The sequence below is a fragment of the Bacillus solitudinis genome, from assembly GCF_002797395.1.
GTDB lineage: Bacteria > Bacillota > Bacilli > Bacillales > Bacillaceae_D > Halalkalibacter_A > Halalkalibacter_A solitudinis.
This window is the reverse complement of the sequence record NZ_KZ454943.1, coordinates 25,634-50,557: the sequence shown is the minus strand read 5'-3', so window position 1 is coordinate 50,557 and position 24,924 is coordinate 25,634. Positions and strand designations below refer to the sequence as shown.

Below are 24,924 nucleotides of genomic sequence, written 5' to 3'. Positions count from 1 at the left end.
ATAAAAATAGGGAGTGGTACGAAAGATGAAAAAGTGGTTATCAATGTTAGGCTTAACCCTTGTTTTAACTGCATGTGGTGGAGAAACGAATACTGGTGAAACGGAAATTGCACCAGAGACCGATGAAACTGAGGTTCCGACTGAGGAAGTTACTGAAGAGGATGGCGTATTCGAAGTTGCTGTTATCCCAGCTCAAACAACAGGTGAAACGCAAGCGAGCCTTGATAAGTTAGAAGAACATTTAAAAGAGAAGCTTGCTCGAGATGTCGAGGTTAAACAATACCCTAATTATAATGCGGTCGTAGAAGCAATAAATTACAACAATATCGACCTGGCTTATTTAGGACCTTTAACGTATGTTATTGCTCATGAACAAAGTGGGGCACAGGCAATTTTAACTCAAGAAATCGATGGCAGACCATACTATCATTCATATATCATTACGCATTCGGATAATGAATGGGAAACGTTAGATGACATGCTGGAAGATAGTGAAAATGTTGATTTTGCTTTTGCTAGCATATCATCTACTTCCGGTCACTTAATGCCAGGTCTACATTTAAGAAACTTAGGCTATTATAACGATGATATAGACCATAGTTTTAACCAAGTCCAATTTGCGGGTTCACATGATATTGTAACTAGATTAGTACAAGAAAAAAACGCTGATGCTGGTGCAGTAGATAGTGCGATTTTAAATGAATTGATAGAACAAACTCCAGCATTAGGTGATGATATTAAAGTTCTTTGGGAGTCACAAGAACTGTATCAATATCCTTGGGTTGTTCCGGCACAAATGACTGAGGAAGAAATTGTTCAAATCCAAGAAGCCTTTTATGATATTACCGATGATGATATCTTACGAATCTTTGGGGGTGCTTCTGCATTTGTTGAAGCGGATGATAGTAAATATGAGGATGTTCTTGAAGCTGCGCGTCAGTTTAATATGTTAACACTAGAGTAGGAGTTTATACATTATGGTATGGTTTCGAAGGCGCTATTTCATCTATATACTATTTATCATCATAGTCTGTTGGTGGAGCATGAATGTAACGGGCTTTGAATGGCGAAAGTTTGAGCAATTTACGAATATGATTGATATGGTGACCACTCGCTTTTTTCCAGTCGAGTGGTCATTATTTCCTCGAATGGCACAGGAAAGCTTGGTGACTTTGGCGATTGCATTTTTAGGGTCAATTTTCGCGTTAGTCGTCGCTCTACCATTAAGTTTTCTGGCAGCTCGTAACACGAGTAGTCGTTTAATGTGTTTGCTGGTTCGTTCAGGTTTAAGTGCATTGAGATCTGTTCCGGAAATTGTATTTGGCCTTATTTTAGTGACGGCGCTTGGACTCGGTCCATTTCCAGCTGTACTAGCTATTATCTTACATAATATAGGTGTTCTAGGAAAACTTATTTCTGAGTTGATTGAGGCAGCAGATGCAGGGCCTCAGGAAGCAATGAAGTCCGTAGGAGCAACGAAATGGGTGGGCCATCTATTTTCAATTTTACCCCAAATTTGGCCTAATGTCCTTTCTCACTATTTTTATCGTTTTGAAGTAGCCATTCGAACGTCCCTGATATTAGGGTTTATAGGTGGGGGCGGAATTGGCCAACAGTTGTTCAATCACTTCCAAAGTTTTTACTATCAAGCGGTGGCTTTAGACATTTTGTGTATTATGATACTCGTTATCTTTGTTGATGTCATTGGCGGACGGATACGTGCAAGAGTCATCTAGAAGGAGTGGAAAACGTGTTACAAGTCTCTAATTTAGTTGTTCGTTATCCTAAGGCAAAAGAGCTTGCCGTTGATCGTCTTTCTCTAAGAATAAATAAGGGTGAGTTTGTTTGTATTTTAGGTAAAAGTGGAGCAGGTAAGTCAACGTTTATTCGTTGTTTGAACAGGCTTCAACAACCTTCGTCTGGTTCGATTCGGTTGGATGGAGTTGAATTGACAACATTAAGAGAAGGAAAGATGCGACAAGTCCGATCTGATATGGTGATGATCTTTCAACATTTTAATCTTATCCCAAGAATGTCAGTGTTTCAAAACATATTGACCGGTTCTTTTGGAAATCGTCCTGCTTACAAAAATTTACTTGGTTTGTTTTCGGTACTAGAAAAAGAAAAAGCATACGAAGCACTTAAACAAGTTGATCTTTTGGCTCATGCGAATAAAAGAGTGGAAGCGTTAAGTGGTGGTCAAAAGCAACGTGTGGGGATTGCACGTGCCTTATTGCAAGAACCCAAGATGCTCTTAGGGGATGAACCAGTGGCAAGTTTAGATCCCTCAACGTCTAGAAAAATATTTGAATTATTGAAGAGTATTCATGAACAGCGTCGGTTAGTAACAATTGTGAATGTTCATGATGTTGGGTTAGCGAAAGAATTTGCAACAAGAATTGTTGCGTTCCGGGAAGGTAAGATTGTCTTTGATGATACCCCGGATCGATTGACAGATGAGATATTTGCAAAAATTTATGGATGAGCAAAAAAAGATAAAGCATGAAACATGATGCTTTATTTTTTTTGCTAAAAACGTTATATTTCTAAGGTTATTCGATTTTTACATTTTTGAATTGTTGTGATTATTATAATAAAATGGTGAATAAGAAAAGAAAGCGTGACACCTTTTTAGGATTAGAAATGGTATGATAAGCACATAGATAGTTTATTAAATTACTTAAGTAATGAGGTGTTGTAAATGGGTAAGAGATTATATCATGGAGCTGCCTATTATCCAGAACTTTGGAGCAATGAGGTGCTCGAAGAAGATATTAAGTTAATGAAAGAAGCTGGAATTAATGTTGCACGTATGGGTGAGTTTGCATGGGCAACGATGGAGCCTGAGGAAGGACAAATTGATTTAGGTTTTTTTGTAAACGTCATCAATCGATTATATGAAGAGGGCATTGAAACGGTTATGTGCACACCTACGCCAACACCGCCAATTTGGTTTACGCATGGTCATCCAGAGCGCATGTATGTAGATCAGGATGGAAAGGTAATGGGTCACGGATCTAGACAACATCCGTGTACGAACAATGATTATTTTAGAGAAAAAGCAGAGATTATTACAGAGCATATTGCCAAAGCGGTTGGACAATTACCAGGCGTTATCGGTTGGCAAATTGACAATGAATTCAAATGTCATGTTAGCGAGTGTATGTGTGCTACATGTAAGACATTATGGCACGAATGGTTACAAGAGAGGTACGGAACGATTGAACATCTAAACGATGCATGGGGAGCTCAAATTTGGAGTGAACGTTACCATAGTTTTGAGCAAGTACCACAACCTGGACCTGCGCCATTTTTGCATAATTCTTCATTAAGTACAATGTATCGTTTGTTCTCAATGGAAAAGATAGCTGAATTCTCAGATAGTCAGGCAGAAATTATCAGAAAATACTCTGATGCTCCTATTACTCATAACAGCAATATTCCATTTGCTGTAGATAATGAGCGTCTGTTTAAGAATTTAGACTTTGCATCATTTGATACGTATGCCTCCCAGGAAAATAGAGCTTCTTATTTAATGAATTGTGATTTATGGCGCAATTTTAAAAAGGGGAAAGACTTTTGGATAATGGAAACAAGTACGTCTTATGCAGCTTCATTAGAAAGCTACGCTAGTCCTCACGCTAATGGTTATTTGCGTGCAGAAGCCGTGGCAGCTTACGCGTTAGGTGCGGAAGCATTTTGTTACTGGTTATGGAGGCAACAACGTTCAGGGTGTGAGCAACCTCATGGTTCTGTAATTAGTTCTTGGGGAAAACCAACTGTTGGTTTTCAAAGCGTCTTAGAGGTGGAAAATATGCGTAAGGCTATTGAACCGATGATAATTGAAACGCGACCAAGTGAACCTGAAGTAGCTCTTGTTTATTCAGATCGTGCAAAAGTATTTTTCCAAACTGAGCCACATCAAAATTTGGATTATCGAGGATTAATCACAGATTTCTATGACAGAATTGTTTCTCTAGGTATTCACCGAGATGTGATTCCTGAAGGAGATAGTTTAGAAGGGTATAAACTATTAATTACTCCGTTTGTTCCTTATATCTCAAGCGATTTTCTCCGAAAAGCACAATCATTTGTGGAGGATGGAGGGACGTGGATTGTGGGTCCATTAACGGGGGGGAGAACAGAGGAACATACAGTTCACACGGATGCTGCACTAGGACAAATCGAAAAAATTGCTGGGGCACAAGCGTTGTTCACCTACCCGATTGATGGGACTGGAGCTGTTGGAGAAGCCTTTGGGGTTTCCGCTCCATTAGGGCTGTGGAGTACCATTTTTGAATATGATGAAAAAGCAACAGTAGGTACCATTAAAGGTGGGAACTCGGACGGAAAATCATTTATCACCGAGCACTCTGTAGGAAAAGGAAAAATCGTGATGCTTGGTTCAATGCCGGTTGGTGAAGAAGGAGATAATCTTCTTAAGAAAATCATTGAAACGTATGCCGAAGACGTGAATGTTTCGACTAAAACGGATGTGACGAGCGGAACTATTGTTGCACCAAGAAGAAACGATAATTATACGGCCTGGGTTATTGTTAATATGGATGGAAAAGGTGGAAGTGTTACACTTCCTAAAGATGGAGTAGATGTACTAAAAGATGAGGCTGTAGGAAAAGGGCCACTATCTATTGGGCAATATGAGTATCGTGTTATTCAATTTAATAAATAAACAAATGATAGCAGGTGCTTTCAATATGAAAGCGCCTGCTATCATTTTTATAGCTATCAATCTATTTAGTTGTTTTAAAAGGTTATACACAAAAATCACACTGCTTCCGGCTGCCGAGCGCGGATTGCTCAGTCTTTAACTGGAAATGGTTAAAATATCTCTTTTTTCCGATTATTCCAAATCATATATGCAGTTTCAGGAATTTGGATTCGAAAAAACTTATGAATATGTTAGCATTTATGGTAATGTATTTTTAAAGATAGAGTAGTTGAAGTTGTGATTTGAAATGAAATTGGAGGAATGACAATGTTACCCAAGGGGCTTGTTACTGCATTAAATAATCAAATGACCTATGAATTTGAAGCAGCCCATTCATATATGGCGATGGCTTCTTACTTTTCAGCACATGGTTATCGTGGTTTTGCAAATTTTTATATTGTCCAAGCAGAAGAGGAACGTTCTCATGCGATGAAATTTTATCATTTTCTCGTTTCAATGGGAGAACGACCACATTTTCAAACATTAAAAGCGCCAAATAATATGCATGAGAGCCCACTACATATTGCGAAGCAGTCACTTGAACAAGAGCAAGCTGTGACTCGTAGCATTTATTCGATTATGGATTTAGCTATTGAACATAAGGAACATGCGACCATCCAATTTCTTCATTGGTTCATTGATGAACAAGTGGAGGAAGAAGAGCTGTTTAGAGATATCATCCAGAAGCTTTCAGGAGTTAGTGTGGGCGGGGATTTCTTTATGACTATGGATAGAGAGTTAGCTGAGAGAAAGTGAAAGAGAAAAGAAATCGCTAGACGAAAAAGAACGCTTGGTCAAAAAAACCAGGCGTTCTTTTTTTATCCTTAATTACAAAACTGAAATAGCATGTTCTTGTTTATCAATAACTTTACCTATAATTGAAGCATGAGCACCGTCGGCATGCATGGCTTCAACATAAGCTTTAGCCTCTTGCTCGGTAAAGCTTATTAATAAGCCACCAGACGTTATCGCATCACATAGAATGCTTTTTTCGACGTCGGAGATAGACGAAGCATAATGAACAGATTCTGCTAACCAACGTTCATTTTCTTTTGAACCGCCTGGAATAATCCCTTGACTTGCTAATTCGCGTGTTCCTGAAAGCATTGGAACGGCACTTACATCAATTTCAAAGCTTACATTACTACCTTTAGCCATTTCGAAACTATGACCTAATAAACCGAATCCCGTTACATCTGTTACTGCGTGAGGGTTAAATGCAGATAAGTGTTCTGCGGCTAGTTTGTTCAGTTGTGCCATCGTTTCAGTTACGGCTCGTTCTTGTTCTGCTGTAACAACTTCACGTTTAATTCCGGTCGTTAAAATTCCAACACCAATGGGTTTAGTTAAAACCAACACGTCACCAGGTTTTGCACCAACATTTTTAAAAATACGGTCTGGATGAATCAAACCCGTAACAGATAAACCAAACTTCGGCTCTTGATCATCGATTGAATGGCCCCCAACGATAACGGCTCCAGCTTCTTTTGTTTTATCAGCAGACCCACGTAAAATGTCTGCAAGCATTTCTGCTGGCAACTTTTTAATTGGAAAACCAACAATATTCATTACGGTCGTTGGTTTTCCACCCATTGCATAGACGTCACTTAATGCGTTTGCAGCAGCAATTTGCCCAAACATATAAGGGTCGTCAACGACAGGTGTAAAATAATCGACAGTCTGAATCATTGCTAAATCATCAGTCAAACGATAGGCACCAGCATCATCTGAAGTATCTAATCCGACTAAAAGATTAGGGTCATGCGTTTGTTTAGGTAAATGTCGCAAAACTTGCGACAGGTCTTCAGGACCAATTTTACAGCCTCAACCAGCCTTTGTTGAAAAAGACGTTAAGCGAATTTTCTCTTGATTGTTCAACATGGGAAACCTCCTTATAATCCAGTTCATCTCTATTGTGTCTTACAAATGCAGTTTTTTTGCATCCTTCCTCGTCTTATCCTACAATAGAAGAGAAAAAACTGTAAAGGAGTTTGATTTCTAATGAATTATAATGTATCTGTTGAATTTTGTATGATGTGAAACTATGCACCTAAAGCCGTGAGTTTCACGGATCAATTGTTGGAGCACTTTCGAGGGAATATTAAAGAAGTTCGACTTATTACAAGTTCGGGTGGAGTATTTGAAGTGACTGTAAATGGGGAAAAAATCTATTCTAAAAAAGAAACTGGACAATTCCCAGAAGTAGAAGAGGTTATACAACAAATTGAGCGTTTAGACTCCTAGTTCCTGTCACCCTCTTCGGTGGTGGTAGTTATAACTAGGTCAACCGAAGAAGGGTGGCATATGTTGAAATTATTACGAAACCTTCCTGCGATCCATGAATTACAACAGGAAAAACAATTTCATGAGATTTTACAAATACAAGATTTCTCAAAAGAGCGATTAACTGAATGGGTTCAAGCTGAAGTTTCTAAGTTAAGAAGCGATATTATCGAGGGGACCTTTAAAGACCATACTAATTTTAATCAGCTTATTTTTGAACGGATTGATAAGAGAATAAAACAATTGAATAAACCAACGTTACAACGAGTCATTAATGCAACAGGTACAGTTCTACATACAAATTTAGGGCGAGCGGCATTAAGTAAAGAAGCGATTTCCCGTGTGGCTGAGGTTGCCAGCCATTATTCCAACCTCGAGTATAATCTTTCCGAGCAAAAGCGAGGATCGAGGCATGACATTATTGAGTCACTCGTAAAAGAAACAACAGGAGCCGAAGCTGCCATGGTTGTCAACAATAATGCGGCAGCTGTTTTCCTTGTATTAAAAGCGTTAGCGAGTGACAAAGAAGTTATTGTTTCGAGGGGGGAGCTTGTTGAAATCGGTGGTTCTTTTCGGATCTCCTCCATTATGGCTGAAAGTGGTGCATCCCTAGTTGAAGTAGGGACAACGAACAAAACACATTTTTATGATTATGAAGAGGCAATAACTGAAGAAACTATGATGATTATGAAAGTACATACTAGTAATTTTAAAACGATCGGTTTTACGAGCGAGGTTGCATCGAAAGAATTAGTTTCACTTGCAAATCAACGTAACCTAATTATTTATGAGGATTTGGGAAGTGGTGATTTGTTTCAATTTCGTAATTATGGTATTGGAGATGAACCGACCGTTAAAGAGAGCTTGGCTTACGGATTAGATCTTGTTACTTTTAGTGGAGACAAGCTTTTAGGTGGTCCGCAGGCAGGAATAATTGCCGGGAAAAAGAAATGGATTGACCGTTTAAAGAAACACCAACTAGCAAGAGTTTTAAGGGTGGACAAAATGACGCTTGCAGCCCTTGAAGCTACGTTAATACACTATGTCAAAGGTTCACCAGAAAAAAATATTCCTACGATAAAATCAATTTGTCTAAACGCTGATGAAATCCGCGCAAAAGCAGAAGCTTTCCGAACGATGCTTCCCGACAATTGGAGAGCTGAATTATCTAAAGATGTTTCAATGGTGGGTGGTGGAACAATGCCTGCGGTTGAATTACCTACTTGGTTACTTCTTTTATCTAAGGAAGGAGCGAAAACACAGTCACTTTATCATGCGTTACATAAAGGAAGCCCCGCAATCGTTACACGGATAAAAGATGAACAACTTGCTCTTGATTTTCGTACGATAGAGGAAGAAGACTATGGAGATATTCTAAATCGAATCTGGGAACTAGAATGAGGGAGTGTCGTGATGCAGGGAAAAAGAGCTTCTGAATCAAAAACGATTTTAACTGATTTAGTGATGCCTCCAGATACTAATTATCATGGGACGATGTTTGGTGGTAATGTAATGGCATATATTGATAAAGTGGCGAGTATTGCGGCAATGAGGCATTCTCGCCAAGCTGTCGTGACAGCCTCGAGTGATAGTCTTGATTTTATTTCCCCAATTCGTACAGGCGAGGCGATTTGTGTGGAAGGCTTCGTGACATATACAAGGACAACGTCTATGGAAGTATTTGTTAAAGTAGAGGCTGAGAATTTGAGAACAGGCGAGCGACGTTTAGCTGGATCGGCATATTTAACGTTCGTTGCCCTAGATAAAGAGGGAAAACCGAGTCCGGTAATCCAAGTTATTCCAGAAACTAATCAAGAAAAGTGGCACTTTGACAATGCAGAGGAACGGTTTATTTCACGTAAAAAAAGGCGCGAGCAAAGCATAGAAAGAGTGAAGCTAGAAAAGGCAAACGAATGATTCGTTTGCCTTTTCTTAGGTCAGCCTTCCCCGTGATTTTGACGCGTATGGTTGGCTTGTTTAACTTTTTTAGAACCACTTAAAGGCTCTGGCTGCCCTTGTGCCCCTTTAGGTGAATTACGTCGTTGGTCCTTTGATGTATTTCGTTCGACCATCTTGTTACCTCCTTTTCGTTACTGTCGTTTTTTTGTTTTTTTGTTGTTTTGTCTTTGCATTTCAGTTAAAGGCTCGTTACCCATTTCCTCTTGAAACTGTGATGAGTATCCGGCATCTTTTCCTTGGGCTTTTGCTGCATTCATTCCAGGAATAAGGTGGTTTGCTTTTTCTCTTGTCAAATTCATCACCTCCAACAATAGTTTGCGTGTTCGAACGATGATTGATACAAATTAGATTATTGATAAATACGGATGAAGATGAAGAAAGCGAACAAGACTATGATAAGGTGAATGTAAATAAAGTTATTTATTGAATATTAGTGATAAATAGAACAGAAACGTTCGGTTTTTGGAATAATTATCCTATGTTTTTGTGAGAAAAGCGGTTAGAGTAGGCTTTTTTCATGAAAAACATTCAACTAAATTACAAAAATGCATTTATTATTTCGCTGATTTTTGCTATTCTAGAGAAGGAGTGTGGCTTGAGAACTATAAAGCGCTTTCTGATGTGGAAAAAGCTCCACTCTATATACACAGATTTAGACAAGATATGCCGCATGCGGTATGATAGTGTCGAGAAGGAGGGAATACATATGTCAAAAAGTAATGATGTTTTTAAGGCTCGTTCGTCTTTTTCAATAGACGGAAAAACGTATAATTATTATTCATTGAAGGCATTAGAAGATGCTGGGATTGGACAGGTATCAAAGCTACCATATTCGGTAAAAGTGTTGCTTGAATCTGTTCTTCGTCAGTATGATGATTATTTCATCAAAAAGGAACATGTAGAAAACCTTGCAAAGTGGGGTACTGCTGAGCAAAGCGAGGATATCGACGTTCCATTTAAACCGTCTCGCGTAATTCTTCAAGACTTCACAGGTGTTCCTACTGTTGTTGACCTTGCAGCACTTCGTAAGGCAATGGCTGATATGGGTGGAAACCCTGACCAAATTAATCCGGAAATCCCTGTAGATCTTGTTATTGATCACTCTGTACAAGTTGATAAAGCTGGTACAATGGATTCTCTAGATTTTAATATGGATTTAGAATTCCAACGTAATGGAGAGCGTTATAACTTCCTTAGCTGGGCTAAGAAAGCATTTGATAACTATCGTGCTGTTCCTCCTGCAACAGGAATCGTTCACCAAGTTAACCTAGAGTATTTAGCAAACGTTGTTCATGCTGCTGAAAAAGATGGTGAGACGCTTGCCTTCCCTGATACTCTTGTTGGTACAGATTCACATACAACAATGATTAATGGTATTGGTGTATTAGGATGGGGCGTTGGTGGTATTGAGGCAGAAGCTGGAATGCTTGGCCAACCTTCATACTTCCCTGTGCCAGAAGTTATTGGTGTGAAATTTACTGGTTCTTTATCAAGTGGAACAACTGCTACAGATGTGGCGTTAAAAGTAACACAAGTACTTCGCGAGAAAAAAGTTGTTGGTAAATTTGTTGAATTCTTCGGCCCAGGACTTGCTGAAATGCCTCTTGCTGACCGTGCAACCATTTCAAATATGGCTCCTGAGTATGGTGCAACATGTGGTTTCTTCCCAGTTGATGATGAAGCGTTAAGCTATTTGCGTCTAACTGGTCGTGCTGAAGAGCAAATCAAGCTTGTAGAAGAATACTGTAAAGCTAACGACCTTTTCTATGTAGCTGGTGAAACACCAGATCCAACTTACACAAGTGTCGTTGAAATCGACCTTTCAGATATCGTCGCCAATCTTGCAGGTCCTAAGCGTCCTCAAGATCTTGTACCACTTACTGAAATGCGTGATTCTTTCCGTAATGCAGTTGTATCTCCACAAGGTACGCAAGGATTAGGTCTTACGGAAGACGAATTTAATAAGGAAGTGGAAGTCTCGTTCAAGGACGGACGTTCTACAACAATGAATACTGGTTCGATTGCGATTGCAGCAATTACAAGCTGTACAAATACATCGAATCCGTATGTGTTGGTTGCTGCTGGTCTTGTTGCAAAAAAGGCTGTTGAAAAAGGTCTTGAAGTACCTGAGTATGTGAAAACATCACTTGCTCCTGGTTCAAAGGTTGTTACAGGCTATTTAACAGATTCTGGACTTTTACCTTACATGGAAAAGCTAGGATTTAACATCGTTGGTTATGGCTGTACAACATGTATTGGTAATTCAGGTCCTCTTGAAGAGGAAATTGAATCGGCAATTGCTGCTAATGATTTAACGGTTACTTCTGTTCTTTCAGGAAACCGTAACTTTGAAGGACGTATTCATCCATTAGTAAAAGCCAATTATCTAGCGTCACCACCACTTGTTGTCGCATATGCACTTGCTGGAACAGTTGATGTTGATCTTCAAAATGATGTTTTTGGTAAAGATAAAGATGGAAATGATGTTTACTTTAAAGATATTTGGCCAACTGCTGTTGAAATTAAAGAAGTAGTTGAAAAAACCGTTACTCCTGAATTATTCCGTCGTGAATATGATGATGTATTTAGTAGTAATGCACGTTGGAACGAAATCTCTACAACTGAGGATTCACTTTATCAGTGGAATGAGGATTCAACGTACATTGCCAATCCGCCATTCTTTGAAGGCCTATCAGCTGAGCCTGAAGACATTAAGCCATTGTCTGGTTTACGTGTAATTGGTAAGTTTGGTGATACGGTTACAACGGATCATATCTCTCCAGCTGGTGCAATTGGTAAAGATACACCTGCTGGTAAGTACTTGATTTCTAAAGGCGTCGAGCCAAAAGATTTCAACTCTTATGGTTCTCGTCGTGGTCATCATGAAGTGATGATGCGTGGTACGTTTGCAAACATCCGTATTCGTAACCAAGTAGCTCCAGGTACAGAAGGTGGTTACACTACGTACTGGCCTACAGGAGAAGTGACATCTATTTATGATGCAGCTATGCAATATAAAGAAGATGGTACAGGTCTTGCTATTTTAGCTGGTAAGGATTATGGAATGGGAAGCTCGCGTGACTGGGCGGCCAAAGGTACGAACCTTCTAGGAATCAAAACAGTTATTGCTGAAAGCTATGAGCGTATCCACCGTAGTAATCTTGTTCTTATGGGTGTGCTTCCACTTCAATTCTTGGACGGCGATAGTTCTGAGTCTTTAGGATTAACAGGTAAAGAATCATTTGATGTTCAACTTTCAAATGATGTGAAGCCACGTGATGTAGTGAAAGTTATTGCAACGGCTGAAGATGGTACAAAAACAGAGTTTAATGCTCTTGTTCGTTTCGATAGTGAAGTTGATGTTGATTACTATCGTCACGGTGGTATTCTTCAAATGGTTCTTCGTAATCGTTTGGCTTAATAAAAAGAAAAAAACAAGTTGCTTAAGAGCGACTTGTTTTTTTCTGGTTAATAATAATTTCACGTACCGGATTAATTGACTTTATTCTTATATATATTATAAAAATGAGCATGCTAAATAATACAACAAATGAAAGAGAGGCGATAAAATGGGTCGTCAGAAAAAGGGAAATGCAAACGCTCAGCGTAATAATAATGCTAAAAAACAAGGAAAACAAAATCATCCAGAGACTGAACTTGAGTCATATGCGGAACGTGAAACTGCAAAAATGAATCGAGAAAATCAATAAATATTTATTAGAGAGAAAACCGAGAAATTTCTCTAAGGTTTTCTCTTTTTTAACTTACATACTAAAGGAAAGGTGATCATCTTGTTTGATTTTTGGGTAGGTTCTGAGTCTTTACCGATTTATGGTTTTTTAATCAGAGCGATAATAATCTATGGATACATTTTCCTCATAGTTAAGATTCTTGGTCAACGATCTATTAGCTCTGTTGAAGCATTAGATTTTATTTTCGCTGTGGTGATTGGGGACGTACTTGGAGAACCTCTTGCAGATGGAAGTATAGATTTAGCGGGGCCTTTTTCAGCTGCAGCTTTAATAGCTGGGCTTCATCTTGGGTTAACTTATATGGCGTTAAAGACCCCTAGGTTTCGTCGTGTTATAGAAAATGAACCGATTATTTTGATGAAACATGGGACCATTCTTCATGAAGAACTGAAAAAAGCAAAAATCACTTTAGAATCATTTTTAATGGACTTACGATTAAATAGTACAAGTGATTTAAGGGAAATCGATTATGCTGTTTTAGAGATGAACGGGGCGATTAGTGTTATTAAAAAATCAATATACGAGGCTGTAACACCTTCAGACTTAAAAATACCTGCTATGTCAAAAGGGTACTCATCTGTCTTAATTGATGATGGCCAAATTATTGACAAGAATGTGAAGAAAGTCGGAACAGTCACCTGGTTGAGACAGGAAATCCAAAAACGGGGTTATTCGAATCCTAAGGAAATTTTTTGTATGACGATAGATGAAACCGGTGATTTCTATATTAGTCCAAAGAAAAAAAACAAATCATTTTAAGTATACTTTTATTCCATTTCTGCCAAGCTTGTAAAAAGAAGAAGGAGTGTGAAGGGTGAGAAGAGTCAGAAAATTAACTTTTCAAGAGCTAGTTCAGGAAAATAAAGAAAAATTACTAAAAGATCAAAAAGCATTGGAACGTATTGAAGAACAGTGGGAGCGTCGTCATACAAAAGCGGATTAATACAAAAGTTGGTTCGTCTAAATTCTGCTCGTTTGTTCAAACTACAAAAAGAGGAGGAGATATGGATGAAAAAGACCCAACAGAACCATGCTCGATTCAGACCTGACCATTTAGGAACTCAACCACGTAAATCTGATTCAAACAACGGGAAAAAGGTAGCAATGAAAGGGAATGAACATCCTGATTATGTTCCTCCAAAAGGATAGTATGAAGGGCCTTCCACTACGGAGGGCCCTTTTCATGATTTTCTATATTATCGCTAATTAGTATGCATATTAGGAATTATAGGACTTATTAGAAACTTGTCGATAGAAAAGGACTTGTCATAGCAACGATAAAAAGAAATAATGGAGGTAGGTTATTGGAACGAAGGATGTGTTTTTATGGGAACAAAACACTTAAGGAAATACCTCTATATCTTATTAGTATTGTATATCTTTATGTTGTTTTACGTGACGTTGTTTGCATGGAATTATGGTGCTTCTCTAGGGCCAGCAGGACCAGGAGGAAGAAATTATAATCTTATTCCTTTGCGAAGCATCTATCGCATTGCTATGTTTAGTCCAAATATAATGGATCCGATTCGTATTTTGATCGGAAACGTAGTTTTATTTATACCTTTAGGTTTTTTGCTGCCACTTTCCATTCCTAAATTACGGAATATTGGTATGATAACGACAATCGGTTTTTTGACGTCTGCTTTTATTGAAATGTGTCAGTTTTTGTTTACGCATCGGGTTTCGAATATTGACGATGTAATCTTAAACACCATGGGTACATTCATTGGTGTATTGTCTTGTACCTTGCTTCTATGGATTAAAAGCAGAATAGTTATCTTTACTACATAAGGAGATCCTCGATTAAGAACGAAGCCACTGAAAAAGTAAAAAAGCAGCCATGGGTCCGATTGTCGCGCGTTCGCTATTTTAAACCCGTTTATAGCGGGCTTAAAATAAAGCGACGTCTCCACTTGAAGTGGCCATTGAAAAAAGGTGAAAATCGTACCTTTTTCAGTGGCCTCATTAAGAACCGTGGAGCTTTTTAGGTTGTTTGCCATAGCGAATCCACATTTTGTAGCAAGTAAAAACAATGATAAGAAAGCAGCTATAATATAAAGCAATCATCAATAATTCCGATGGATTAGAAACGATGCTGTTTCCGACAACGGCAAATAACACCATTGATGGTACTTTCCCAAGCGCAGATGCAACTGTATAACTTGAAAATGCAACTTTGCTTAAGGCAGAGTAAAGGTTGACCACAACCGAAGGAATAACAGGGATAAGCCTAGTAATGAAAATGGTCATAAACGCATTCTTTTCAAATAAAATGGTGATTTTTGATAAGGCTGAGTAACGATGTAGAATGGCTTGTCCTAAGTCTTGATAACCATAACGTACAATAGCAAACATAATGATAGAGGCAAGGGAAGAGCCAATCCAAGTAACGCTACTGCCTAATATAGGTCCATAAGCGGCTCCAAGAATTCCGCCAATAATTGGGTAAGGGATAATTGGGAAAAGGGCAAATATGATAGCAAGAAAAGTGGTCAGTAATAAATAATCCGTTCCGCCACTTCTTATCCAATTTAATAAGGACTCACCATATAAATAAATCAAAAAACCAATAAAACTATATGTAAGTATAACAGTTACTTTTTTCAAGGTATAACCTCCTTCAGAATGCTTTTCTATTTTCTCATATCTTTCGGGGAAAGAAAAAGAATTTCCTGATTCTAGCGGTGATTAACTGGTCATGGTACAATATATAGCATCTTTTTATTGTAATTTAGCAAGAAGTAGTAGAAATGAGGGAATATTATGCAAGTAGCAGAAACGACTATTGAAGTAAGGTACGCAGAAACGGATCAAATGGGAGTTGTCCATCATTCAAATTATGTTGTTTGGTTTGAAGTAGGAAGAACACAATTTATAAAAACGATTGGATACAGCTATGCTGAAATGGAAAGAGAAGGAATACTTGCCCCAGTAACAGACATTCAGGTTTCCTATAAGCACCCAACTAAATACGGTGATATTGTAACGGTTAAGACTTGGGTAGGATCTTACAATGGTCTGAGGGTTACATATCAATATGAAGTGTTAAATCAGGAAGGAATTCTTTGTGTGACGGGAGCGAGTACCCATGTTTGTGTTAGAAAAGATACGTTCCGCCCTATTTCAATGAAAAAACATATGCCAGAGTGGCATGCTATTTACGAAAAAGTTAAAGCTCAACCAGAATAAAGTTTTGGCCTTATCCAATACTAGAGAGGTACCTATTCAAAAAGGGGGACCTTCATATGGCTAAACCAGATAACCGTCAAGACAATGTTGAAAAGTTGCAAACAATGAAAAAACAAACCGAGCACAATATTGAAGCGGCAGAAGAAGCATTAGAGTACACAGACTCTAATGTCCAAAGACAGGCGATCAAAGCAAAGAATGAACGTCGCGAAAATAGTATTCATGGCTTTGATGAGGAAATCTCTGATGAAATGAATGCTAGAACAAATGGTTTTAAAGAGTAGGCCTAGCGCCTACTCTTTTTTGTGGGTTAAATTCGCTAAATTAAGACGTAATGAAACAAAGTTTGTTAAAGGGAAATGCAAACAGTGAAGGGAAATAATACATAACACGATAACGGAGGAGGACGATATAACATGTCGTTTAAGAGAAATCTTGAGATGGAATGGTCGAAGTTTTCATTAGTTGTAAAGCAGATGAGTTCTGATAATCCACATGTTCGAGCACTGGCATTGGAATCTTTAAATCGAATGGTCGAATCGGAAGTAGGAGTAAATAAAGAGTCAGAATTTGATAATAAACGGGATGTTATGCAGCGAATTCGTGTTTTACAACACGAAAAACAGTTTCAGCGTCAAAGAAGAAAAAAATGGTTTAGCATGATATGATAGGAGAGAAAAGGTTGAAAGAGGGCTGTGAAACATGGCGTTTGGTATTAAAAAGCAAGAGCTTCAAGACTGGAAAATGAAAGCAACTAAAGGGGATATTGCTTTTCTCACTCATTATTGGATGGATGAGCGATTTCCACAATGTAATACTGTTACGAAGGTTGCATGTTCGGATATTAATAAGCTTTTAATCTGGGGTAGACGTTATGGCCTAAAACGTGAATGGTTACACAATCGTCATCCATTTCCACATTTTGACCTTTTAGGTGAAAAGCAAGAGTTTATTTTGAAAAATGAAGGGGAATGGAATCAACTAACACGCTTTAAAAGAACATAGAACGGAGGAATCAACATGTCTATACAACAGCAAGTAAAAGAAGAACTTCATACTAAAGCAGAAATAAGTGTAGAAAAGCAAATTGAAACGAGGGTTAATTTCCTAAAGGATTATTTGCTCCATAGCAAAACAAATGGATATGTCTTGGGTCTCTCAGGTGGTCAAGATTCTACATTAGCTGGAAAACTAGCTCAACGGGCAGTGGATGAATTAAACGGAGAACAAGACTCAATTAATTACCAATTTATCGGAGTCAGGCTTCCGTATGGAGAGCAGCAAGATGAGGAAGATGCACAAGATGCCATTAGATTTATTGAACCAAGCCGTGTGATAACCGTCAATATTAAACCGTCCGTCGATGCGTCTGTCGCCTCTTTTGAGGAAGCTACAGGTGAGGAGTTATCCTTATTTAATAAAGGAAATACAAAAGCGCGCGAACGGATGAAGGTCCAATATGACATTGCTGCTCATTTCGGTTGTTTAGTGATTGGTACAGATCATGCAGCAGAAGCAATAACTGGTTTTTACACGAAACACGGGGATGGTGCTTGTGACATTGCACCATTATTTGGGCTAAATAAAAGACAAGGTAAATCGTTATTAATGGAATTAGGTGCACCGGAACATCTATATTTAAAAGTACCAACGGCAGACTTAGAAGACGATAAACCTGGATTACCGGATGAGATAGCCCTAGGTATGACATACGAACAATTAGATGATTATCTAGAAGGAAGAAAAGTCGATTCGCAAATTGTCGACAAAATTGAAAAACGCTATGAAATGACAGAACATAAACGACAATTACCTGTTACTATTTACGATACTTGGTGGAAATAATATTCGTGGCATGAACCTTTTCCAATCATCATAATCTAATAATGTGAATGGTTTAAAAAGAGAGAATTGATTGGAGAGAGGAAATTGTCATGAAGAGAAAGTTCTTTTTATTAGCGGTGTTAAGTGTATGCTTATTTTCTATCGTTATTTATTTGGTAATGGGTAAAGAGATTTTCAGAACAGAAGCTGGTCAAGAAGTTACTACACACCAGCAGCAAGAACAACTAAATGGCATGACTAAAGAGATTAATCAGGTATATTTGACAGTGAATCACATCCGTACAGAACCTGGAGAAACGGAAGCTACTCAATTTGTGATTATTGATTTTTCCTTAGAAAATAATAGAGAGACAGTATACGAGTTCTCGCTTTTTAAATTGACCTTAGTCGATGAAGATAATTATGCGTATACTTCTTCTTCTGATATTGAAACAAAAGGAATTTTAGGTGGTCAACTTCACCCGGGACGATCCAATCGGGGGGAGGTCGCGTTTGAAGTACCCATAGCTTCAAATTACGAGTTGGTCTATACAGATCATTTACGAACCGGACAAGTTATATGGGATATTCATGTCAGCAATTGAAAGGAAGACAAATGACTAAAATAAGAAACAGTGACCTGCACATGCATTCAACTGCATCTGATGGAGGCTATTCACCCAAGGAGTTAGTAGAAAAATGTGCTGGTGTTGGATTGCGTATCATCTCATTAACCGATCATGATACAGTTCAGGGAATTCGCCCAGCCATTGAAACGGCTAAACCTCTAAATATAACGGTTATTCCAGGCATTGAGTTTTCCACAAAATTTAAAGGTAAAAGTGTCCATATACTTGGGTTTGGTATAGATTGGACAAATGAAGAATTGAATACAATGCTAACAAAACAACGTGATATGCGTCGTAGAAGGCTTGATACAATTCTTGAGAAGCTTGTAAACGTTGGGTTAGTGGTAAATGCAGAAGACGTATTAAAGCATGTTGATGGAGGGAGCATTGGACGTCCGCATGTAGCTAAAGCGCTAATTGAATATGGCTATGTTAAGGATGTTGCTGAGGCTTTTGACCGTTATTTAGCGGAAGGTCAACCTTGTTATGTTGATAAAGAAAATGAAATGTCGGTGAAAGAAGCGATTGAGTGGATTCATAAAACCAATGGTATAGCTGTGGTTGCTCATCCAAGCTACTATGGTTTAGATGAAGCTATTGGGGATTGGGTAAGTAAATGGAGCCTTGATGGCATAGAAGTGTACCATCGCGATCATTCAGAGGAGGATATTAGAAGATACGAGAAGCTTTGTACGGAGATTGAAATTCAAACTGGCTCATCTCTATTGCGGACTGGTGGGTCTGATTTTCATCATGAGGACTATGGAAGAGTCCCTGGTCGTTTAGGTGAAACAAGACTTGCTGATACATATGCCCACCAAGTAATAGAGCGTTTAGAGAAAAACTGATCCGATATGAATTCGGTTCAGTTTTTTTTGGGATTATTTTAATTTTACTTGTTCAAGAACACTTGATATCTCAATATCTCGTAGTGCTTGTGAAGCTAATTGATCAGCTTCCTTATTTTCTTGCCGGTCTACTAACTGATAAGATGGCTTCAGACCAAGGTTGCTTAGTTTCTTTTCAATACGTTCTAACCAAGGGATATAATGTTCCTCATAGCAGGGCCATTCTCCAGAAGCTTGATTAATCACAACCATCGAATCAGCATGGATTACGAGTGCTTGATGATGAACACCAATATCTTCAAGTTTTTGTAGTAGTAATAATAGTGCTGCATATTCGGCTTCATTATTGTCCACTAGATAATCAATTTTCTCGTTGTGTCGAATTCTCCAGGTTTTATGGTGCTGAGTGTAATAAATAACGATTCCAAGTCCAGCTTGTTTAGTACTTACATCAAAGCCACCATCACAAAAGGCATGGACTTGGTGTGGTTCCGTTTCCATTGATTTTAAGAAACGGTGCAAATCTTTTTTGGACCAACTTGAATCATGTTCATCAATGAAAGTGATTTCTTTTAAACGCCCAGTCTTTTCTAAGTCGTCTGCTAATTGAAGTGCCTCAGTAAATGGTATAAATTCACTTTTCATAAAATATTCGTGCTTTCTTTTTGATTCACGGTAAGTCCATTCTAATCGTACATTCATGTCATCAACTCTTTTCAACTAATGATTTTCGAAGTTCTAAAATGTTTGATATTTAAATTATTACATAAAAAGCTAACCTTGAGAAAGATAATCCCAAGAACAAGTTCAAAACTTCTATGTCCTAGTGGCACCAAGTAGTAGATAACAATCACCTTGTAGGGGAAATGTAATGAGTATTCTCTTATTTTAACTTTTTTAACTTTTCTTCTTTAAGTTTTTGGCTACATCGTGTATTCTTGTACGTAGCATAAGAGACAAGATTGTTAAGTAAGAATAGTATTTGAAAAATTGACTTGTACCATTCAAGCGTACGATGAACGATAAAGGAGTAGAGAAACATATGCCTATCCGAATTCCAGACCATTTACCAGCAAAAGAGATACTAAAGGCTGAAAATATATTTGTTATGGATGAAAGTCGAGCCTATTCACAGGACATTCGGCCCTTAAAGATATTGATTCTAAACCTAATGCCGATTAAAGAGACAACGGAATCTCAACTTCTTCGTTTGCTCGGCAATTCACCGCTTCAAATTGACGTTTCATTCTTATACCCGGACACGCATGTATCTAAAAATACATCGCATGAGCATCTTCAATCGTTCTATAAAACGATTGATGAGGTGAAATCCAGAAAATTTGATGGCATGATTATCACAGGTGCACCTGTTGAAAGATTTGAATTTGAAGCAGTTGATTATTGGGAAGAATTACAGCAAATTATGAACTGGAGTGTGCAAAATGTCACTTCTACTCTTCATATATGCTGGGGCGCTCAAGCCGGTCTTTATCATCATTACGGTGTTAAGAAATACAAATTGGAGGAGAAGTTATTTGGTATCTTTCCTCATTCCACGGAAGTACAAAATCGCAAACTACTTCGTGGATTCGATGATGAATTTTTAGCCCCGCACTCAAGACACACGGAGGTGCGGAAGAAGGACATTGAAGCAATCCCTGATTTAGAAATTTTAAGCATGTCTGAGCAAGCCGGCGTTTATATCGTAGGTTCAAAAAATGGTAAACAAATATTTGTTACAGGTCATTCCGAATATGACTCTAGCACGTTAAAGGATGAATATGAACGTGATATTAACAAAGGGATGAAAATAAATATGCCTTGTAATTATTTCCCCAAGGATAACCCTCAGGAAGAACCGCGTCTTCGCTGGCGTGCTCATTCTAATTTATTGTTCTCAAATTGGCTTAACTATTATGTCTACCAAGAAACACCGTATGACTTATCTAAATAATTTGAATGAGAAGCTAGGACGTATCTCAATGTCCTAGCTTTTTTGGCGTTTTTAATATTCTTATCATGCATGCTTGACAACGAAACAGTACAAATTATCCATATCAACCAAATTCAAATGTGACTCTAGTACAGAAATTGGAACTTTGAAAATGGAATTATAGAGGTGAATAATGACGGAAGGAAAAATGAGGAAATCAATTGTATCATTAATGGGAACTCATGTATATTACGAATCCTATACGTGTACAAGAAGAAGTGAAGGGACATTGGTAATGATTCACGGTTTTGTTTCATCTAGCTTTAGTTTTCGTTCGATTATTCCCTTTTTAATAACAAGATATGATGTGATTTCGCTTGATTTACCTGGATTCGGCCAAAGTGGTAAAACAAAATCATTTTGTTATTCATTTGACAACTATGCTGATTTAATTACTGAGTTTATTCATTTACATGAGTTAAATAGTGTCTCACTTGTTGGACACTCAATGGGTGGTCAAGTTGCGTTATACACCGCTAAAAAGAAACCTGATCTTGTAGACCGAATTATATTGCTCTCTAGTTCAGGGTATATGCAGCGCGTAAAACGCTCATTTATGTATGCAACATACATCCCTTTTGCAAGACAAGCGATACGTTGGTGGATTCAAAAGAAAGACTACCGTAAGGCCATTCTTCAAGCTGTGTACAATAAGAAATTGATTAAACCTGTAGCAGTGGAGGAATATAGTCGCCCCTTACAAGAAAAAGCTTTTTATGATGCGTTAATATGTTTAATTCGCCAGCGAGAAGGAGATTTAAAGGGAGAAGAACTAAAAAAAATTTCACAGCCATGTTTAATTTTATGGGGAGAGGAAGATCAAATCATTCCTGTTCGAATAGGCAAACGTCTAGCCCGTGATTTACCAAACGCAACCTTTTATTCCTACAAAAAGACCGGTCATCTTTTGCCGGAAGAGCGTCCAAAAGAGGTAGCGGAAAAAATAAAACATTTTTTGGGAGAAACGTTTTGAAGGCGAAGCATTACACTCGTTTGTCACATGAAATGTGCTATAATTAATAGTGTGATGTTTTGTTTGTGGAGGTGGAATGAGTGGACCCATTGGATGTCTTGATGAATAAAGATAAAGTTTTTCCTTACTACCAACCGATTATAAGTGCAGACAAACAACTTATAGTTGGTTATGAAGTCCTCGCTCGTATGCAAACAGAGGAGGGTATCGTAAACTTAGGTTGGTTTTTTCAGGATAAATCGATTCCAGACGAATATCGCCTCGAACTCGATGATTACTTACAGAGTATCGCGCTAGATGCTTATATGGAGACTGACCAATCAGCAGTGATGTTCTTTAATTATGACGCTGATTTGCTTTTAAAGGACAATGGAGAGACGTTCTTAAAAAGGGTGGAGCCATATCGTAACAAGGGTTTAAATTTAAACCATATAGTCCTTGAACTAAAGGAAGAAGAAATATCAGAGCATCTTAATGATATCAAGCATTTATTCGTTTATTTGCAAAGCATAGGACTTAGAATTGCCATTGATGACTTAGGTCAATCAAAAACAAATTTAGACCAAATTGCAATGTTAAAGCCAAATATTGTTAAAGTAAATGTTGCTTTTATGGAAGAAGAGGAACTTCCACATCTTTATAGGGATGTCCATCAATCTTTAGCGATGCTTTCTAGAAAAATAGGTGCTACCTTACTTTTTGAAGGAATTTCTAATTTTAATCAATTAAACTATTCATGGCGTAATGGTGGTCGCTATTATCAAGGTACGTATCTTTTAAGTCCCGTTCCTAAATTTGTAGACCCGATGATTTGTAGAGATAAAATGCAGAAGGAATTTCATCATTTTATTGTGTTTGAACGAAGGAAAATGGAAGCTCAAATTGCCCTGACAAATAAAATGAATCAGCAACTCAAAGCTTCTATGAAAAAGATAAGTGAAACCGATACATATGATGAGATGATTATGTTGGTTGCAAAGGATTGTAATCCATTTGCGTTTCGTGTTTATATATGTAATGAGGAAGGGTTTCAGCAATCCTCTAATGCGGAAAAGATTTCAACGAATGAGTGGATTTTAATTGAGGAAGGTCGTTATAAAAATTGGAGTTGGCGTCCATACTTCCTTGAGAATATTGTTAGAATGAATGTAGAAAAGAAAGGGATATTGTCAGATTTATATACAGATATTGACCAGGATGAACGAATTCGAACTTACTCCTATCCAATCTCAGATTCGTTATTTTTATTTCTAGATATTCCTTACGAATTTTTATTTGAGCAAGAAGGATTATTGTAAAAATGAACCTCAGTCATATTTATGATTGAGGTATTTTTATGAAAATGAATGGACAATTTTAAAGGGAGTGCTTCAATGGAAACTCGGTCACTTTACCGATTAATGGCTTATTTGTTTTTTGTTTATTCAGCGATGACAATTGTTAATAGCTATATGCCTGTTTTATTTCGGGCTGAAGGCTTAAGTGGAACACAAGTTGGGATGTTGATGGCTGTTGGTCCGTTTGCAACGATACTCGCTCAACCACTTTGGGGTTATTTAAGTGATAAATATAAAACAATAAAACGAATGATTGTGATAACATTATGCGGCGTATTAGTCTCAGGATTTATTTTTACTTTTATGGATTCATTTAAAGGTTATCTTATTATGATGTTTGTTTTATTTCTATTTATCACGTCTAGTACGGCATTAGGGGATAGTCTATCACAACGGACTGCCAATAGCAGACGTATGAGTTTCGGAAAAATTAGAATGTGGGGTTCTATTGGGTTTGCTATTACGTCATTAACTGCAGGTTATATTTTAATGATGGTAGGTGTTCAATATACTATGCTGTTAATGATTTGTGTAGCAACATTTGCGTGTATTCTTGCATTTACCCTTAAGGACATTCCAGTCACAAGTAAGCCGGTCACAATTATAAGTGCATTAAAAATGGGATTAAATCCTGCCTTACTAATTTTTTTTCCTTGCGCAATGTTAGTCTCTATTACGCACCGAACCAATGACAGCTTTCTAGGTATTTATATTGTCGAACTAGGAGGACCTGAATCGTTAATTGGCTGGAGTTGGTTTATTGGCGTTGCAACGGAAGCAGTTATGTTTGCAACGAGCGCCTGGTGGTTTAAACGATGGCATCCAATCTCGTTTATCATACTATCTGGACTTCTTTACGGAATTCGTTGGATGCTAATGAGCTTGATAACGGTACCTTGGATGATCTTACCTCTACAGCTTATCCACGGCGTCACCTTTGGTCTGTTTTATATTGGAGGTCTTCATTTTGTTAATAGACTCGTTCCCGAACAATTCCAAGCAACAGGACATCTTCTCTTCTTGACGATGACATTAGGTGTATGTGGAATCATTGGTTCCTTATTTGGAGGTTGGATGATAGAAGCTTTTAGTTTACAAGCACTTTATATTATTATCGGAATTTCGGCCTTTTTAGGGGCAATAAGTTTAACGATATTTAAACATTTTAATGAATCGAAGCAAATAGATTCAGCTTCGAATTCGGTAGAAGCTTAAAAGAATTAGATGGGTATCGTTGTAAATGAGTATCTCTATCTGATACCTTCTACTGCACAGTAGCTTCTAAGTTTAGTAGCTGATACAATATATTATGTTAAAATTCGTGAGAGGGGGCTGAACCGTGAATATTGTTGTAACTGAAATGGCACTTAAACATTTAAAGGGCACGATCAAGGATGAACGTGCCGTG

The 24,924-nt window shown here is 37.9% G+C and carries 29 protein-coding genes and 1 pseudogene; 25 read left to right on the top strand and 5 right to left on the bottom strand.

Going from position 1 to position 24,924, the window contains the following annotated elements; genetic code table 11:
* Nucleotides 1-25: 25 nt before the first annotated feature.
* From phnD to CEF19_RS00265, 5 genes are all read left to right on the top strand, one after another.
* Nucleotides 26-964: a phosphate/phosphite/phosphonate ABC transporter substrate-binding protein gene (gene phnD, locus CEF19_RS00285; RefSeq protein ID WP_100404234.1), complete on the top strand. Its 939-nt coding sequence runs from the start codon at nt 26-28 to the stop codon at nt 962-964.
* A gap of 13 nt (nt 965-977) precedes the next feature.
* Nucleotides 978-1,736 carry a phosphonate ABC transporter, permease protein PhnE gene (gene phnE / locus CEF19_RS00280; protein ID WP_100404233.1) on the top strand — a complete coding sequence of 253 codons (759 nt, stop codon included), beginning with the start codon at nt 978-980 and terminating at the stop codon, nt 1,734-1,736.
* A 14-nt stretch (nt 1,737-1,750) separates the two neighbouring features.
* Nucleotides 1,751-2,485, top strand: a complete 735-nt coding sequence (phnC, locus tag CEF19_RS00275; protein WP_100404232.1) for a phosphonate ABC transporter ATP-binding protein — start codon at nt 1,751-1,753, stop codon at nt 2,483-2,485.
* Nucleotides 2,486-2,701: 216 nt separating this feature from the next.
* Nucleotides 2,702-4,690, top strand: a complete 1,989-nt coding sequence (locus CEF19_RS00270) for a beta-galactosidase (RefSeq protein ID WP_100404231.1) — start codon at nt 2,702-2,704, stop codon at nt 4,688-4,690.
* Nucleotides 4,691-4,996: 306 nt separating this feature from the next.
* Complete coding sequence (locus CEF19_RS00265) at nt 4,997-5,485, top strand: ferritin (RefSeq protein ID WP_100404230.1); 489 nt, start codon at nt 4,997-4,999, stop codon at nt 5,483-5,485.
* A gap of 72 nt (nt 5,486-5,557) precedes the next feature.
* Here the strand turns inward: CEF19_RS00265 and selD are convergent, their stop codons facing one another.
* Nucleotides 5,558-6,610 carry a selenide, water dikinase SelD gene (selD, locus tag CEF19_RS00260; protein ID WP_227521883.1) on the bottom strand — a complete coding sequence of 351 codons (1,053 nt, stop codon included), beginning with the start codon at nt 6,608-6,610 and terminating at the stop codon, nt 5,558-5,560.
* 171 nt (nt 6,611-6,781) lie between these two features.
* On the opposite strand from selD, the pseudogene CEF19_RS00255 reads away from it, so the two are divergent.
* The 3 genes and pseudogenes from CEF19_RS00255 to CEF19_RS00245 all read left to right on the top strand — a co-directional run.
* Nucleotides 6,782-6,973 (top strand): annotated as a pseudogene (locus CEF19_RS00255) (Rdx family protein); the annotation flags it as partial.
* 60 nt (nt 6,974-7,033) lie between these two features.
* On the top strand, nt 7,034-8,413 hold the full coding sequence (gene selA / locus CEF19_RS00250) for an L-seryl-tRNA(Sec) selenium transferase (protein WP_100404228.1): 1,380 nt from the start codon (nt 7,034-7,036) through the stop codon (nt 8,411-8,413).
* 12 nt (nt 8,414-8,425) lie between these two features.
* Nucleotides 8,426-8,929 (top strand): acyl-CoA thioesterase, encoded by a 504-nt coding sequence (locus tag CEF19_RS00245; RefSeq protein WP_100404227.1) that lies wholly within the window; start codon nt 8,426-8,428, stop codon nt 8,927-8,929.
* A gap of 20 nt (nt 8,930-8,949) precedes the next feature.
* On the opposite strand, the gene CEF19_RS00240 is transcribed toward CEF19_RS00245, so the two are convergent.
* Both CEF19_RS00240 and sspO read right to left on the bottom strand, forming a co-directional pair.
* Nucleotides 8,950-9,084 (bottom strand): small acid-soluble spore protein P, encoded by a 135-nt coding sequence (locus CEF19_RS00240; RefSeq protein WP_100404226.1) that lies wholly within the window; start codon nt 9,082-9,084, stop codon nt 8,950-8,952.
* A gap of 18 nt (nt 9,085-9,102) precedes the next feature.
* Nucleotides 9,103-9,264 (bottom strand): small acid-soluble spore protein O, encoded by a 162-nt coding sequence (gene sspO, locus CEF19_RS00235; protein ID WP_100404225.1) that lies wholly within the window; start codon nt 9,262-9,264, stop codon nt 9,103-9,105.
* A 413-nt stretch (nt 9,265-9,677) separates the two neighbouring features.
* On the opposite strand from sspO, the gene acnA reads away from it, so the two are divergent.
* The 6 genes from acnA to CEF19_RS00210 all read left to right on the top strand — a co-directional run bounded on the left by acnA (nt 9,678) and on the right by CEF19_RS00210 (nt 14,514).
* On the top strand, nt 9,678-12,392 hold the full coding sequence (acnA, locus tag CEF19_RS00230; protein ID WP_100404224.1) for an aconitate hydratase AcnA: 2,715 nt from the start codon (nt 9,678-9,680) through the stop codon (nt 12,390-12,392).
* Between the two features lie 148 nt (nt 12,393-12,540).
* Nucleotides 12,541-12,681, top strand: coding sequence for a hypothetical protein (locus CEF19_RS23410; protein ID WP_198510216.1), 141 nt, complete (start codon nt 12,541-12,543; stop codon nt 12,679-12,681).
* Between the two features lie 81 nt (nt 12,682-12,762).
* A complete protein-coding gene (locus CEF19_RS00225) occupies nt 12,763-13,482 on the top strand; it encodes a DUF421 domain-containing protein (RefSeq protein ID WP_100404223.1) in 720 nt (239 codons plus the stop codon).
* 55 nt (nt 13,483-13,537) lie between these two features.
* Nucleotides 13,538-13,666: an FbpB family small basic protein gene (locus CEF19_RS00220; RefSeq protein ID WP_100404222.1), complete on the top strand. Its 129-nt coding sequence runs from the start codon at nt 13,538-13,540 to the stop codon at nt 13,664-13,666.
* A gap of 65 nt (nt 13,667-13,731) precedes the next feature.
* A complete protein-coding gene (sspN, locus tag CEF19_RS00215) occupies nt 13,732-13,872 on the top strand; it encodes a small acid-soluble spore protein N (protein ID WP_100404221.1) in 141 nt (46 codons plus the stop codon).
* Nucleotides 13,873-14,049: 177 nt separating this feature from the next.
* Nucleotides 14,050-14,514 (top strand): VanZ family protein, encoded by a 465-nt coding sequence (locus tag CEF19_RS00210; protein ID WP_100404220.1) that lies wholly within the window; start codon nt 14,050-14,052, stop codon nt 14,512-14,514.
* 174 nt (nt 14,515-14,688) lie between these two features.
* Here CEF19_RS00210 and CEF19_RS00205 read toward each other — a convergent pair whose 3' ends face one another.
* Complete coding sequence (locus CEF19_RS00205) at nt 14,689-15,330, bottom strand: TVP38/TMEM64 family protein (protein ID WP_100404219.1); 642 nt, start codon at nt 15,328-15,330, stop codon at nt 14,689-14,691.
* A 156-nt stretch (nt 15,331-15,486) separates the two neighbouring features.
* Between CEF19_RS00205 and CEF19_RS00200 the strand changes: the two genes are divergently transcribed.
* From CEF19_RS00200 to CEF19_RS00170, 7 genes are all read left to right on the top strand, one after another.
* Nucleotides 15,487-15,912: an acyl-CoA thioesterase gene (locus CEF19_RS00200; RefSeq protein WP_100404218.1), complete on the top strand. Its 426-nt coding sequence runs from the start codon at nt 15,487-15,489 to the stop codon at nt 15,910-15,912.
* Nucleotides 15,913-15,968: 56 nt separating this feature from the next.
* The gene (gene tlp, locus CEF19_RS00195; RefSeq protein WP_100404217.1) at nt 15,969-16,196 is read left to right on the top strand and encodes a small acid-soluble spore protein Tlp; all 228 of its coding nucleotides are present in this window, start codon (nt 15,969-15,971) and stop codon (nt 16,194-16,196) included.
* Nucleotides 16,197-16,328: 132 nt separating this feature from the next.
* Nucleotides 16,329-16,580 carry a hypothetical protein gene (locus CEF19_RS00190; protein ID WP_100404216.1) on the top strand — a complete coding sequence of 84 codons (252 nt, stop codon included), beginning with the start codon at nt 16,329-16,331 and terminating at the stop codon, nt 16,578-16,580.
* Between the two features lie 34 nt (nt 16,581-16,614).
* Nucleotides 16,615-16,917 (top strand): hypothetical protein, encoded by a 303-nt coding sequence (locus CEF19_RS00185; protein ID WP_100404215.1) that lies wholly within the window; start codon nt 16,615-16,617, stop codon nt 16,915-16,917.
* Between the two features lie 15 nt (nt 16,918-16,932).
* Nucleotides 16,933-17,757 (top strand): ammonia-dependent NAD(+) synthetase, encoded by an 825-nt coding sequence (gene nadE / locus CEF19_RS00180; RefSeq protein WP_100404214.1) that lies wholly within the window; start codon nt 16,933-16,935, stop codon nt 17,755-17,757.
* Between the two features lie 89 nt (nt 17,758-17,846).
* The gene (locus CEF19_RS00175; RefSeq protein ID WP_100404213.1) at nt 17,847-18,341 is read left to right on the top strand and encodes a DUF4352 domain-containing protein; all 495 of its coding nucleotides are present in this window, start codon (nt 17,847-17,849) and stop codon (nt 18,339-18,341) included.
* 11 nt (nt 18,342-18,352) lie between these two features.
* On the top strand, nt 18,353-19,213 hold the full coding sequence (locus CEF19_RS00170) for a PHP domain-containing protein (protein WP_100404212.1): 861 nt from the start codon (nt 18,353-18,355) through the stop codon (nt 19,211-19,213).
* Between the two features lie 33 nt (nt 19,214-19,246).
* Here CEF19_RS00170 and CEF19_RS00165 read toward each other — a convergent pair whose 3' ends face one another.
* Entirely contained in the window at nt 19,247-19,915 is a 669-nt protein-coding gene (locus CEF19_RS00165) for a reverse transcriptase-like protein (RefSeq protein WP_100404211.1), read from the bottom strand.
* A gap of 340 nt (nt 19,916-20,255) precedes the next feature.
* Between CEF19_RS00165 and metA the strand changes: the two genes are divergently transcribed.
* The 4 genes from metA to CEF19_RS00145 all read left to right on the top strand — a co-directional run bounded on the left by metA (nt 20,256) and on the right by CEF19_RS00145 (nt 24,731).
* Nucleotides 20,256-21,167, top strand: a complete 912-nt coding sequence (gene metA / locus CEF19_RS00160) for a homoserine O-acetyltransferase MetA (protein WP_100404210.1) — start codon at nt 20,256-20,258, stop codon at nt 21,165-21,167.
* A gap of 172 nt (nt 21,168-21,339) precedes the next feature.
* On the top strand, nt 21,340-22,179 hold the full coding sequence (locus CEF19_RS00155; protein WP_227521882.1) for an alpha/beta fold hydrolase: 840 nt from the start codon (nt 21,340-21,342) through the stop codon (nt 22,177-22,179).
* An 80-nt stretch (nt 22,180-22,259) separates the two neighbouring features.
* A complete protein-coding gene (locus CEF19_RS00150) occupies nt 22,260-23,477 on the top strand; it encodes an EAL domain-containing protein (RefSeq protein ID WP_100404209.1) in 1,218 nt (405 codons plus the stop codon).
* A 75-nt stretch (nt 23,478-23,552) separates the two neighbouring features.
* Nucleotides 23,553-24,731: an MFS transporter gene (locus CEF19_RS00145; protein WP_100404208.1), complete on the top strand. Its 1,179-nt coding sequence runs from the start codon at nt 23,553-23,555 to the stop codon at nt 24,729-24,731.
* Nucleotides 24,732-24,924 lie beyond the last annotated feature (193 nt).